The organism is Frankia sp. KB5 (assembly GCF_002099325.1).
Classification (GTDB): Bacteria; Actinomycetota; Actinomycetes; order Frankiales; family Frankiaceae; genus Frankia; species Frankia casuarinae.
In genome coordinates this window covers 1-13,644 of sequence record NZ_MRUJ01000263.1, presented here as the reverse complement: position 1 = coordinate 13,644, position 13,644 = coordinate 1, and the positions used below count along the sequence as shown (strand labels likewise).

9 protein-coding genes, 1 pseudogene and 2 riboswitches are annotated in these 13,644 nt (G+C 67.0%); of the genes and pseudogenes, 4 read left to right on the top strand and 6 right to left on the bottom strand.

All coding sequences use genetic code 11. From position 1 onward, the window contains the following. The 3 genes from KBI5_RS21460 to gcvPB all read right to left on the bottom strand — a co-directional run. Nucleotides 1–1,461, bottom strand: a 1,461-nt coding sequence (locus KBI5_RS21460) for a GGDEF domain-containing protein (protein WP_133057103.1), incomplete at its 3' end; no start/stop codon positions are given. Nucleotides 1,462–2,037: 576 nt separating this feature from the next. Further along, nucleotides 2,038–2,778, bottom strand: coding sequence for an FkbM family methyltransferase (locus KBI5_RS21455; protein WP_241883077.1), 741 nt, complete (start codon nt 2,776–2,778; stop codon nt 2,038–2,040). Between the two features lie 331 nt (nt 2,779–3,109). Further along, nucleotides 3,110–6,328, bottom strand: coding sequence for an aminomethyl-transferring glycine dehydrogenase subunit GcvPB (gcvPB, locus tag KBI5_RS21450; protein ID WP_116289988.1), 3,219 nt, complete (start codon nt 6,326–6,328; stop codon nt 3,110–3,112). A 55-nt stretch (nt 6,329–6,383) separates the two neighbouring features. Continuing rightward, a riboswitch (glycine riboswitch) is annotated at nt 6,384–6,507 on the bottom strand. Continuing rightward, nucleotides 6,508–6,605: riboswitch (glycine riboswitch) on the bottom strand. 1,045 nt (nt 6,606–7,650) lie between these two features. Between gcvPB and KBI5_RS21445 the strand changes: the two genes are divergently transcribed. Beyond that, nucleotides 7,651–8,853, top strand: a complete 1,203-nt coding sequence (locus KBI5_RS21445; RefSeq protein ID WP_133057102.1) for a hypothetical protein — start codon at nt 7,651–7,653, stop codon at nt 8,851–8,853. A gap of 20 nt (nt 8,854–8,873) precedes the next feature. Continuing rightward, nucleotides 8,874–9,119, top strand: a pseudogene (locus KBI5_RS28140) (IS607 family transposase); the annotation flags it as partial. Between the two features lie 86 nt (nt 9,120–9,205). Here KBI5_RS28140 and KBI5_RS21435 read toward each other — a convergent pair. After that, complete coding sequence (locus tag KBI5_RS21435) at nt 9,206–9,955, bottom strand: PIG-L family deacetylase (protein ID WP_241883076.1); 750 nt, start codon at nt 9,953–9,955, stop codon at nt 9,206–9,208. 320 nt (nt 9,956–10,275) lie between these two features. Here KBI5_RS21435 and KBI5_RS28135 point away from each other — a divergent pair, with 320 nt between their 5' ends. Next, nucleotides 10,276–10,587: a hypothetical protein gene (locus tag KBI5_RS28135; protein WP_035732692.1), complete on the top strand. Its 312-nt coding sequence runs from the start codon at nt 10,276–10,278 to the stop codon at nt 10,585–10,587. 137 nt (nt 10,588–10,724) lie between these two features. Here the strand turns inward: KBI5_RS28135 and KBI5_RS21425 are convergent, their stop codons facing one another. Next, nucleotides 10,725–11,720 carry a MoxR family ATPase gene (locus tag KBI5_RS21425; protein ID WP_085016256.1) on the bottom strand — a complete coding sequence of 332 codons (996 nt, stop codon included), beginning with the start codon at nt 11,718–11,720 and terminating at the stop codon, nt 10,725–10,727. Between the two features lie 1,179 nt (nt 11,721–12,899). On the opposite strand from KBI5_RS21425, the gene KBI5_RS27180 reads away from it, so the two are divergent. After that, nucleotides 12,900–13,064, top strand: coding sequence for a hypothetical protein (locus KBI5_RS27180; protein ID WP_023841005.1), 165 nt, complete (start codon nt 12,900–12,902; stop codon nt 13,062–13,064). 110 nt (nt 13,065–13,174) lie between these two features. On the opposite strand, the gene KBI5_RS21420 is transcribed toward KBI5_RS27180, so the two are convergent. Continuing rightward, nucleotides 13,175–13,492 carry a hypothetical protein gene (locus tag KBI5_RS21420; RefSeq protein WP_023841006.1) on the bottom strand — a complete coding sequence of 106 codons (318 nt, stop codon included), beginning with the start codon at nt 13,490–13,492 and terminating at the stop codon, nt 13,175–13,177. Between the last annotated feature and the right edge of the window lie 152 nt (nt 13,493–13,644).

The window sequence follows — 13,644 nt, the reverse complement described above, 5'->3', positions numbered from 1 at the left end:
GATCAGCAGCGACTCCTCGCCGGTGTCTCCCCGGACACCGGCACCCGACCGGGCCTGGCCGCGCGCCCTCGTCGGCTCCGCAGACCCCGCAGCCCCGGACTCCCCCGTGYGGGCCGGCGGATCCGGAACTCGCGGCGCGGGCAGGACGATCCGGACGGGTTCTCGTCCGACGCCGCGGCGCAGACGTTCGGCGATATCGGCGAGGGCGTCTCCCCGGACATTCAGCGTGAGCAGCGCGAACTCCTCACCCCCGTAACGGGCGACGACGTCACCGGGACGGGTCACGACCAGCAGTCGCCGAGCCACCTCCGTCAACACCTGATCACCAGCCGGATGGCCGAATCGGTCGTTCACCGACTTGAAGTGGTCGACGTCAACGAGGATCAGCCCCATTCCGGATCCGGTGCGTCGTACCCGACCGGCCGCCAACCTCATCTCGGTCTCCAGATAGCGGCGGGTACGCAGGCCGGTCAGCCCGTCCGTGATCGCCAGACGCCGCTGGTCGGCCTCCAGGCCCGCCATCCGAACGATGATCAGAATCATCATGATCGCACTTACGGCCACGGCGACCAGCAGATCCCGTAGATCACCACGGATCACCTGCACGGCCAGCACGGTCGGAGCCACCAGCCCGGCACTCGACAGTGCCACCAGGCGCCGGCCGCTGCGCGCCTGCGCACGCGGGGACGCCGGCCGCGTGAGGTCGACCATGGTCGGATGCAACCCGGCGGCGCCGAGGGCGAGGTTGCCTGTCAACCAGATCGCGTCGAGGTAGTTGCCGACCTCGAAGGTCCCGTTCGTCTGCTGCACGACGTAGATGGTGTCGGCGGTCAGGTTGGCGAGCAGATTGCCCGCCAACAGGAAGAAGGCGGGTGGGCGGCTCCCGTGYCCCAGCACGAGACGGATGGCCACCCCCAGCAGCGCCAGATCCATCGCCGGATAGGCCACCGAGGTGACGCCGACGAACAGATCATGGTCCGCACGCACCTGCGGCGCGATCAGGTAGAGCCAGGACAACAGAACCGCCGCGAGCAGGAACATCGATCCGTCGAGCAGGCCGGCGATGTCCCGTTCCTGGGTCCGTCGCCGGGTCAGCAGAACGAGACCGACGACGAACAGCGGATAGTGGCCCAGATATAACACATCCGGCAAGGCCGGATACTCTGTGATGTCAAGCACATAGTGAAAGATGTAGAAGGCACCATCGCCTATGGCGTACATCACCTGGCTGATTCCGATYAGCAGCCAGGGACGTCGGTCGGCCAACTCCTGGCGTCGCAGGCCGAGGAACACGGCCCCCGCGGCCGAGGCGCTGAGGCAGAGGTAGATGACCAGCCGGACGGCACGTGGGCCGCCGGTCGTGGGAAACTGGCCGTAGACGAGGATGGCGATCAGACCGAGACAGAGATAGACAAGCCAGACGTGGCTACGCCAAGCGCGCCGCCACGATGGAGCCGGCATCACCCCTCGGTTCGCGACGCGGGATCCGTGCGGGACAGCGGACGTGGCAGCGGTGCCGGGGTCCACCGGGAGGTCCGGGCCGGTGCGTCGTCCAGCTGAACGTGATGCCGTTGATGGGCGTTCGTTGTCGGGTTGACCGAGGGAATCGAACCTGTCGACCGTGCAGGACCGGCTGGCGGTGAACAGCCGCCCCGGAGGRACCGGGCCATGAGCAGCCTCTCAGTGTGGACGTACGGGTGGTACGCGTACCGGCCACGTACGCCTGTGGTGCCTTGCGGCATTCCGTTGCCGCTCACGGCACCTACAGCGCCACTGAGCCCACCCGTCTGGTTTCGACGGGTCGGACCCCGCGACCTACCGAAACCGTATCGAATGGTTGCTCTTCGTACAGGAACATTTGAAGCCCGATGGGCACTATTGTCCGATCATTTGTCCGATCATTGTGCGGGATTCRCCCCGTCCGGACGGATCTCGACTGGCGCGGTCACGAAGGGCGAGCTTCGCCCGGACCACTACGAGCCGATGATCGRCAAGTCAGGCCGACGACCGCCGTCGCGGACGTTTCCGCGACGCGGGTCAGGGGTGGGCGACGAAGTTGAAGTGCGCCCCCGACGCGAAGGTCGTCCGGAACATGGGCAACGTGTAAGGACCGTCGCCGTCCAGATCGAAGATGCGCAGTCCGAGATCATTGTCGACGAGCGTGTACATCTCGTCGGCCGTCGTACCGTAGTCCCGGGCACCGGCACCGAACTCGAAGACGAGATGCGGCCGGCTGGAGCCGATCAACTTCTGGCCGCCCTTGAACACCCCGTACTCGGCCCCCTCGACGTCAACCTYGATCAAGGTTGGCCGGTAGTCGGCCGGCATCGCGTCGTCCAGCGTCTCGACGGCCACCTCGATCCGTTCGACGTCCTCACTGTCGGGCACCCGATCACGCAGCCCGCTGTAGGCGGGCCTGCTGCGGACGTAGGTGAAGGGCARCACCCCCGGCTGGTCGGCGAGCGCGGCCTGTCGTACCTCCACCGCCGGGAAATCGGTGGTCAACGCCGCGGCCATGTGCGGCAACGGCTCATAGGCGACGTGCCGGCCTCCCGGGGCGTGCCGGAGGATGGTCCGCAGAACGTCACCCTTGTGCGCGCCCACGTCGATACAGTTCGAGTCCTCCCGGAGGACGAAGGACAGCAGCAGCGCCAGATGYCGGTCGTCGCTGCGATTGCGGCGGGCGGTAGGAACGACGTTGTCACGCACCAGCTTCAGCGCCGGGCCGAGGCCGATGTCGACCGCCACCCGCCGGGCCCTTGCCAGCTGCTTTTCCATCCRAGGATCCATCCGCCGCGACCTCCTGTTGTTCAAGCGGTGACCTGCCGGAGTGTCATCGCCGAATGACCCATTATGACAGTCAGTACACCACTATTGGGCGAACATGATCCACGGTCAAGACCAGTAACAGGAATTTCAAGTCCACTTCATTCCCGCTCGACCCCGCTCGACCGATAATCCTTACGTCACGAAAGAGTTCGACTTCTGAACCCTTCCGCAAGGGAAGGGTTCAGAAGTCGCGGCAGACTACCCAGCGAGACCGTTCGACCTCGCATCGGCCGCCGCCGCGATGGAGAAAATCGACGGCGGCCGCGCCGGCATCCCGTCCTCAGCGGGCTCCGGCGAGAATCTGCTCGTCGACCGGCTCCGCGGCGAAGGATCCCACCGGTGGGCAGGTGCAGACCAGGTTGCGATCACCATAGGCGCCGTCGATCCGACGTACCGGGGGCCAGTACTTGGCGGCCCGCAGCGAAGCGACGGGATAGGCCGCCACCGATCGCGGATAAGCGTGTGACCATTCGTTGGCGGTAACCATCTGTGCAGTATGCGGAGCATTATGCAGGGGATTGTCGGTCCGCGGCCAGATACCGTCTCCGACCTTGTCCGCCTCGGCCCRAATGGAGATCATTGCGTCRCAGAAACGATCGATCTCGCCGAGATCCTCACTCTCCGTCGGCTCGACCATCAGTGTTYCGGCAACCGGGAATGACATGGTCGGAGCATGGAAACCGTAGTCGATGAGACGCTTCGCCACGTCGTCCACGGTGACGCCGGTCAGCTTCGTCAACGGCCGTAGGTCCAGAATGCACTCATGGGCGACCAGCCCGTCCCGGCCCGCGTAGAGCACCGGATAGTACGGATGCAGCCGGTGGGCAATGTAGTTGGCGTTCAGGACGGCCACCGAGGTTGCCCGGCGCAGGCCGTCCGCCCCCATCATCCGAATGTAGGCCCACGGAATCATAAGAATTCCGGCCGAGCCCCACGGGGATCCCGAGATCGGGCCCACTCCGGTGGCCGGTCCTGCCTCCGGCCGCAGCGGGTGGTTCGGCAGATAGGGCAGGAGTTTCTCGACCACGGCCACCGGGCCGACCCCCGGACCCCCGCCCCCATGCGGGATGYAGAACGTCTTGTGCAGGTTCAGGTGGCTCACGTCGGCCCCGAACTGCCCCGGCCTGGCGAGCCCCACCAGAGCGTTGAGATTCGCTCCGTCGACGTACACCAGACCGCCGGCCTCATGCACGATCGCGCACGCCTGCCCGATGYCCTCCTCGTACACACCATGGGTCGACGGGTAGGTGACCATCAGCGCGGCCAAGGCGTCCGCGTTCGCGCGGGCCTTGCGGGCCAGATCGTTCAGGTCGACGTTTCCGTCGTCGTCACAGGAGACGACGACCACCCGCATTCCCGCCATCGCGGCGCTCGCCGCATTCGTCCCGTGCGCCGAGGAGGGAATGAGACAGATGTTTCGCACCACGGATCCGGGAACAGCATGATCGCGGTGATAGGCCCGGATGGCGAGCAGCCCGGCGAGCTCACCCTGGCTGCCGGCATTCGGCTGGAGGGAGACCCCCGCATATCCGGTGATCTGCGCGAGCCAACGCTCCAGGTCCTGAATCATCGCGAGGTATCCGGCGGCCTGGTCCAACGGGGCAAATGGATGGATGTCAGCGAATTCCGGCCAGGTGACCGCGGCCATCTCAGTGGTCGCGTTGAGTTTCATCGTGCACGACCCCAGGGGGATCATGCCCCGGTCAAGAGCCAGATCAAGATCGGACAGTCGACGCAGATAGCGGAGCATCGCGGTCTCCGACCGATGGTCGTGGAACACCGGATGCTGCAGGTAGGGATCCGTACGCACCAGTTCGGCGGGCAGCGCCACCGGCTCGTCCGCCGCTTGGTCCGCCTGGTCCGCCTGGTCCGCCTGGTCCGCGCGGGCCACGAGATGATCGTTCGCCRCCGCGACGGACCCGGTCCAGGCCCCGGTCCGGATCTCGGTCCCGGTCCCGGTCCCGGTCCAAGTGATGCCCGCCGTCGCCTCCGGGCCCACCCCGAAGGCCGACCGGACGGCCTCCAGCTCGGCCTGGCCCGTCGTCTCGTTGCAGGAGATACCCACGTGGTCGTCGTCGACCAGCCGCAGGTTCACGCCCCGCGCCAACGCGTCCRCAACCACCTGGGTGGCCCGGCCCGGCACCGCGGCGAGGACGGTGTCGAAGAACGCGTCGTGCACCACCGTCACACCGGCGGCGCGCAGGCCTTCGGCGAGGCGCACCGCGTGCCCGTGGATGCGACGCGCGATCCCGGCCAGGCCCTCCGGGCCGTGGTAGACCGCGTACATGGAGGCGAGTACCGCGGGCAGCACCTGGGCCGTGCAGATGTTGCTCGTCGCCTTCTCCCGTCGGATGTGCTGCTCACGGGTCTRCAGGGTGAGCCGGTACGCGGGTGCGCCGTCCGCATCGACCGACACCCCGACGAGCCGCCCCGGCAGGGACCGTTCCAGCCCCTTGCGCACTGCGAGGTAGCCGGCGTGCGGGCCTCCGAAGGACAGCGGTAGTCCGAACCGCTGCGTGCTCCCCACCGCGATGTCCGCGCCGAGGTCGCCAGGCGCCCGCAGCAGGGTCAGCGCCAGCGGATCGGCGGCGATCGTGACGACGATGCCGCGCTCCCTCGCCGATGCGATCACAGCACGCACATCCCGCAGGACGCCCGCCGGCCCGGGATAGGACAGCAGCAGGCCGAAGGCCGCATCCAGCTGCGCCGGGCCCACGGCCGTGAGTCCGGCTGCGAGATCCGCGACCACCACATTGATCCCCAGCGCCTCCGCCCTGGTCGCGACCACCGAGACGGTCTGCGGGAGGGTGTCGGCATCGATGAGGAACGTCGCGCGGGAACCCTTCGCCGTCCGAAACGCGATCTGCATCGCCTCGGCCGCCGCGGTCGGCTCGTCCAGCAGGGAGGCTCCGGCCACCGCAAGGCCGGTCAAATCAGTGATCATCGTCTGGAAGTTGAGCAACGCTTCCAGGCGGCCCTGGGAGATCTCCGGCTGGTACGGCGTGTACGCCGTATACCACGCGGGGTTCTCCAGGACGTTGCGCTGGATGACTCCCGGCATCACCGCGGGATGGAATCCCAGCCCGATCATCGAGGAAACCGGTCGGTTCCTGCTACCGAACGCGCGTAGGGCCGCGAGCACCGCGGGCTCGCTCAGCGCCGCGGGAAGATCCAGATCATGGTCACGGATGCTTGCCGGGACGGCCGCGTCGGTGAGCGCGGCCAGTGATTCCACCCGCAGCGCATCCAGCATCTCCCGTTGGGATGACGGGTCCRGGCCGATGTGCCGATCGGCGAACCGCGGGATGGCCGCGGCGGGCAGCCGCCTCGCACCGTTCCTGCCCACCGCCGCGGCACTGCCCTGTCGCGGCGCCCCCGACCGCGCGTGCGACGACGCGGGACTGATGGTGGCGGTCGTGGCGGTCGTGGCCGGTCCATCGGCGGTCGTGGCCGGTCCATCGGCATAGGGGGTGTCGTCGTACTCGGTGACGTCAGGCATGATGACTGCTCCGGAGGTCGGGCGACGACGGATCATGCCGGCGCCGCGGCGGGCCTCCCCCTCTGTCATTGACCTGAGAGCTTCACCAGCGCCGCCGCCGGCAGTCCGGGGAGCTGYGGGCGGGGAACGCGGCTTTCACCGTCGGCGGGACACCCCACGGCGTCCACTTTCCAGAGTTGCCTGACCCGGCGGTTGGGGGCCTGAGAGTTTATGGGGAGAGCTTGCTCCTTCGGCGTCCCGAACGGCGAGCGACCGGGACTCTCCCGCACGGGCGTGAGCGGCATCGGTATGGAGTTGTGGGACGGGGCACGGATGACCCGGGGATGCCTACCAGTAGCGAATGATCGACTCCCAACTGGCGCCGGTCCCCTCGACGCCGGCTGCGTTCAGCCACGATTCCACTCCCCGAACACTAGCTGCGGGGGCCCCGCGGGCCAACCAGCGTCCCCCACCGAAACCTGTCCGCAACATGAACACACGAACCCGTGGGGCCGTGGGCCCCGACCACGGGCTCACGGGCCCCCGGGCTCATCGTTCGTCCGCCATCCGATCCCGCGGGCGGTGRCAGCGGCCTCGGCGTCAAGGCCGCCCGCCGGTAGGCGATACGAGCGCGGATATCTATATATTTAGACACATGTCACAACTCTGCAAAAAATATCAAGAAACATCAAGATTCCGAGATGTGCTTCAGGACTGACGTCRAAAAACCGGGCCATGCCCCCTGGAATGCYCTCCCGATGCTCTCCCACCCGCGCGGACGACACCTACACAGATGAAATGCGAGGTATCGCCGGGTCGCCGGACTGCACGCRCATCATACGGTTCATCTGCACCATCCRACGCCGACGCCCGCCATGAAAGGTGCGGCCGGGCAGGCCGAACGCGGACACAGACACGAGGGCGTCATCACACGAGCTGGATAGGAAGACGGCCAGTAAGCCGTCATCGTCGACTAGCCGGCAAAAAATTCGCCATGACAATTGATCATGTGGCAACCACCGCCTGGGGTTGAACCGGTGCGGCGTCTGGACTTAACCTACGGATGCCGGCTGCGCGAGCTTCATTGCACTAGCTTCATTGCACGGCGACCACTCTGGGCGATGGCAAGTAGGAGGAGAACTCCTCTTTCCGCCGTCCAACATCACGGGGAGGTAGAGCTCGATGCAGGGCCTTCGGTCACTGTTCAGAGGTCGATGCGCCCTTATCCCGTCACTCCACACGCAGGGCACGGATGCGTATCCGCATCCCGGCAGCCCGGCGGTCGCCGGGGTGCCAGCGGGGAGACCGGTACAGCCGTTCCACCATTGGAACCCGACCGGGCCATGAGATCGCTCCAGAGAGCACAGTCCTTCGGCCAGCTGGCATCCCTGGTCAGCCTGATCGGGGTGGGTGTCGCGCTCAGCGCGCTGTTTCAGCTGTTCCACCTGCCGAATATCTCGAAGGTGCACGGCTATCGGATGGCCATCGCGGTGCTGCTGGCGGTCGGCCTGTACGGCGCCACGCTGGGGATCGCCCGCGCGGCCTGGGCGGACATCCGCCGGATCGTGCTCGTCGTCACCGTGGGCGTCGCCCTCAAGGCCCTGCTGATCGGTGGCGCCCTGGCCCTCGCGCTCGGCGACCCGCTGTACCTTCTTCTTGGCGTGGTGGTCGCCCAGATCGATCCCCTGTCGGTAGCCACGCTCACCTCGGGTTCGCGAATGTCCGAACGCGGTCAGGATCTCCTGCGCAGCTGGGCTGCCTTCGACGATCCCGTGACGGTACTCCTTACTGTGTCCCTGGTCACAGCGGTCGGTTCGACGTTCGTCAAGGACCAGCCCGCGATGACRCCGGATCTCGGTGGACCGTCGGGAGTCAGCGGTTTCTTCGTCGGCTTGGCGCTCAACCTCGGCCTCGTCACCCTCACCGCCCTGYTGTGGCGGGGCGCCAAGAGAAACGCGACCAGCGCCCTGGCATTGACAACGGGTCTGATCATGGTGGCAGCAGGGTTCTTTCTCATGCTGGCGGTAGCAATCGGTGGGCTGATCCTCCGTCCCGATGCCAAGCTCTTCCCCGAGCGCGGGGACGACTTCTTCCCCCACCTCGTGGAGAGGACCGTACGGGTCGCGTTCTATGGTGCGGCGGTCGCGCTCGGCCTGCTTCTCTCCGGCGGAATCGCCTTTGTCCACGGGGCCRCTCTGGGAGCCGCAGCCTTCGCCGCACAGGGTCTCGTCGGCTACCTTCTGACCCACCGCATGTCCCGACGTGACCGGGTTTATCTGGCYGCTTCCCAACAGAACGGCATCACGAGTATCGTGCTGTCCCTGGCCTTGGAGCCGGCGATTCCCGGGGTCGCCGCCGTCGTCGCTCCGGCGATCGTCACCATCAACCTGCTGCACTGGCTGATCAATCGCTGGATCGGCACCAGGCCGAGCGTCTTCGGAATCACCGCCGCGGACGACGCRGCCTTCGACGACCGCGGCCTTCGACGACCGCAGCCTGCCGCTGCGGGAGATGTCCCCGCGGGGCAGCGACCTGCTGGCTGTTGAGTAAGTGATGCGATGTGTGAGTGAACTTGAAGCAGGGGGCGCAGCGTGCGGGTGCCCACTACGTCACCGCCTACCGCTGGTTTCGGGAAGGGAAGCTGCCCGTACCGGCGCGCCCGGTCGGGCAGCTGATCCTGGTCGAGCCGTCCGCCGTCGAACGCCCCGCGGGAGCCGCCGCGGTGTACGCGCGGGTCTCCCCCGCCGACCGGCGTCCCGGCCCTGACCGTCCGGTTGCCCGTGTCACCGCATGGGCAACCGGACGTGAGCTCGAAGACCTGCTCCGGCTGTGGGGCCGCCATCCGGCAACAGGTGGCTGCGAGCAAGGCGCCTACTCATGCTTCATGACCCGCAACGGTCAGACGAAGACCGTCTCGGCTGGGCGCAGGAGCCGCGCCAAGGCCTCGGCCGGAAGCACCGCAGCATCGGCCGGATGGGTTGAAAGCGGAGCAATCTGGGTGCGGTAGCAGTCGACCGCTCGCTGCTTGGCCCGATGCACGTCGACGGGAAGATGCACCCGTCGCGCCCTGGCCCAAGGAACTCGCGGGTCGTCCGGCACCGCCCAGTGCCAGGTCCAGATGGGGTACTCGAGCAGCCGGGTGCCCGCCCGCGCGGCGGCGATCTCCGCCGCCCGACCCGTCGCCTCATGATCTGGATGACGATCCCCGGCATACGTCGCGAGCAGCCACCCGTCGGCGGTGAGCAACGGTTCCAGCTGGTCGGCCAACAACTCCTCGTGCCCGGCGACCCGCCCGTCGCGCAGGCCGACCCGATGCACCGGTACCTGGGCCAGGCCGAGTTCGGCGAGAGCGGAATGCTGTTCCGCCACCCGTCGCCGCGCAAGCTCGGCCGGCGACAGCGTCGGAGATCCGGGATGGGATGCATCACCATCAGTCACAGCAACAACGGTGAGCGACACACTCAKCGTAGACAGGATGGTCATCAGACCACCGATGCCCAGCACCTCATCGTCCGGGTGGGGAGCCACGATCACCGCGTTTGTGGGCGGAACGGTCAGGTCCAGCTCCGCCCACCCCGGATCCCATCCCTGYCAGACCGATTCGGGGGTCCCGCTGTCGTCGGCGAAGGGCCGACGCTCGTCCGCCACGCGTTCCTCCTGCATCGTTCTTCCATACGGCATGCGGCGCGGCACCGCACGGACATCGGTGCGGTCATCGGCAACGCCACACGCACGGGGCGGCATAGCGCCCCCACGACGCCGGCAGGCACCATCACAGTCCCATCTTCCGGGCGCAGTCCCATCTTCCGGGCACAGTCCCATCTTTCGGACAAAGCCCACTCTCTCCCGGGTGCGCCCACGTCGCAAGCAGGGTGGGCGGGGCGGGACTGCGCTGGGCTTGAGCGACGGGCCGAAACGCGACGGGCCAGAACGCGACGGGCCAGAACGCGACGAGACGCGGGAACTGCGTGGAGCCGGTGATGATCGAGGGGTACCGATCGTTCGAGCTGATAGGGCACGGCGGTTTCAGCACGGTCTACCGCGCGGAACAGGAGATATTCGATCGCCGGGCCGCCGTCAAGGTGATGCATTCCGATCTGCGGGATCCCGCGGCCGAGCGTCGTTTCGTGCGCGCATGCAAGGCGACCGGGCGCCCCACCGGACATCCGCGCCAACACGGATACAGCCAGGCATGGGAGTACCTACCGGCTACAGTCGTCACCCTGGACGGACAGAACGAGCCCATTCCGGGGGTACCGGCCTGTTCGGGCTATCTGTAGCCGTTGCGCGAGTACGGCCGGGAACGGGCCCCTCGGTCGAGGCCACGCCGTCGAGGCCATGCTGTCCATCCGGCGGAGTCCAAGGTCCATCCGCCGGTCCGTCCGGCACCCGATGTCGGCCGACCGGAGTGCCACGGTCAGATGCCGACGAGACGACGCGGGGACGGGATGGTCTCGACGACCTCGTCCACGACGTCCTCGGCGATGACGCGGCGCAGTTCCGCCTCGGGGCTCAGCACCAGCCGGTGTGCCAGGACCGGCTTGGCCAGCACCTTGACATCGTCGGGGGTCACGAAGGCCCGTCCCTGCGACGCGGCACGCACCTGGACGGCCCSAAGCAGCGCGATACTGCCCCGTGGGCTCGCCCCCAGGCGGACGACATCCGGCAGCGTGCGGGTCGCGGCGACCAGATCGACGATGTACCGCCGGAGGGCGGGTGCCACATGGATGGCGAGTGTCCGGGCCGCGTGGGCCACCACGTCCTCCGCCCGCATCACCGGTCTCAGATCCTCGATGCGCCGACCCACCTGCCGACCATCGAGGATCTCCAGCTCCGCAGCGAGGGAGGGATATCCCATCCGCAGTCGCATGAGGAACBGGTCCAAGCGGGCCTCGGGCAGGCTGTACGTGCCGTCCAGGTCGATCGGGTTCTGCGTCGCGACGACCATGAAGGGCCGCGGCACCRTATAGCCGGTCCCATCGACGGTGACCCGCCCCTCCTCCATGGCCTCCAGCAGAGCCGACTGCGTCTTCGGCGAGGCGCGGTTGATCCCATCGCCGATGACAAGATTGGTGAACACCGGGCCCGCGCGGAGTCCGAACTCGCCGGCACGCTGGTTGTAGACCATCGTCCCGATGATGTCCGCGGGCAGCAGGTCGGGCGTGAACTGGATGCGATGACAGCCGGCGCCCACCGACGCGGCGAGGCTGCGGGCCAGGGAGGTCTTCCCCAGACCGGGGACATCCTCGACGAGGAGATGGCCGTCGGCGAACATACAGATCGTCGCGAGATCCACCACCTCACGCTTGCCGCGGATGACCTTCTCGACGTTTGCGACCACATCATGGAAGGAGGCTGAGAACGTGGCAACCGCGGACCGGTCGCCAGACGTACTGTCGCGGCCGTCGCCCATGCGGGTCACGCGCTGCCTCCTAGCCCAGTGGTGTCGGGGAACGAGGACCGTCCGAGCGATGCGGACAGCGTGCTCAATCACCGGAATGGGCTCCTCGTGGGTTGATGGAGGCGGACCGTGCCGGGCGAGGGGGCAACCGGCCCGGTCCGCCCACGGGCGGCGGGGGGAACCGCCCGGGTACGGCGGCCCGCGGCGGCCGTCGCCGCCGCAGAGCCGATCCGTTCCGCTGCGATAGACGACGAGCCGACCCGCTTCGTTGTTCCATAACCCGACTGAATTGTCGATCCAGTGATCCTATGACCGGATGGTATCGTCGATCGCTTCGATTCGTGCAGATCTTGCTACTCTCCGTAGAGATCTGGGTGTGACATCACGAAAGGCGGCACGAGGGTCGCAACCTGTCGACCGAGAGAGGCGTCTTACGCGACAAGAACGACAACCCCGCCCAGACGGACCATCCCGAGATGGACAACATCAGCCCAAGATGCTTATGGCCTGTCCGCGTATTGTTGGGTGATACGTGGAGATGTGGTGAGCGATGTACCCCTCCTACGGCGCTCACCCGGAGGTGTCTGTGTGGGCGGGGTGGCCCGCCCACACAGACACCGGCACCGCAGCCAGACGGCGTCGGGCCCATGAACGAAAATCGATGGCCAGCCGGTCCAGGCCCCTCAGTTCGACGACGCGGAATCCGACAACGTCGCGCAGGCCGCGGTCGTGCAGGCCGCGGGACCCGGGTCGAAGCCGGCGGTTGCATGGTGAKGACATGGGTGAGGACGAGGTAGGCACCGCTGGGCAGGGCGTCCACGAGGCGGCGGACAATGCCAGGCTTCAGGAACGGTCCGGATGCGGTCGGTGGCGGGCGGCTGGACGGCCGTCGGGCCACCCGGGGCGGTAGGAAAGGAAGTGCGTGCGCACGCGGGCGGTCACCGAGATCCATAAACCCGCGGAGCAAGATCCGTGAACCCGCGGAGGCCCTACGGATAGTGAGGTGCAGAACCCGCGACGCATCATTCGTCACGTTTTGTAGCTTCATCAGAGATACATTAACGCGAAGGAAACACTGATTTACGCCCCAGAAACCCTACCGTGCGAGCCTCCTTCTACGTATCACCCGGCTTCCACCCTCGAGCCGGGCAGGCCAACCGGTAATCTCAGCACGGTGAGGTGATTACAGCTATGCACGACATTGTGACGATAGCCGCCACTATTAACGAGCGTCCCACTCTCGAGGAAACCGACGCGATGCTGGCCGAATTGCGGCGGCTACCACGCGATGGGAAGACCATCGAGCTGATCGATGAACTGCTCGAATTCCGGTCGCTCCTGAAGGCGACGGCCTGAGCTGTACCCCCGGAGCGACCGGAATCGAACGATCGGAACCAGTAATTATCCCGACAACCCGGCGGAGTTTCGTGTTCCGGACGGTGTCGTCGGATCACCCGTCTGTCGGGTTACTGCTGACCCCCGCCGAACGGCTGGCCCTGCTGCTGCTGCTCGCCGCCCAGCCCCGAGGCGAAACGCTCCCCAGCGATTCCTCCACCCTGAACACCCGCGCCTACTCCCGCAAGCTCCAGGAGTCGGTTCTCGACGTACCGCTCGCTGTGGTGCGTCTTGTCCGCGATCCGCTGGACGAGGTCGTTGACGCTCGTCGCAGAGTCAAGGTCCGCCGGGCTCACCTGACCGAACTGGTCAAGGATACGGTAACGAATCTGCCGCCAGTTCTGCCGCAGCTGCTGTTCCACCTGCTGCACCTGCTGCTGTTGAGCCATTTTCCCTCTTTCTCCTCTCGAGCAGAACATCCGGATGCGTGTCGGCCAGCACCGGCCGGCACGGGAGGGACGTTACCGCAGCCGAGTCGGGCGACGTCAAACCCGAGAACCGATATGAATGTATCCTCATGCATCCGACGTCCGGCACCTGC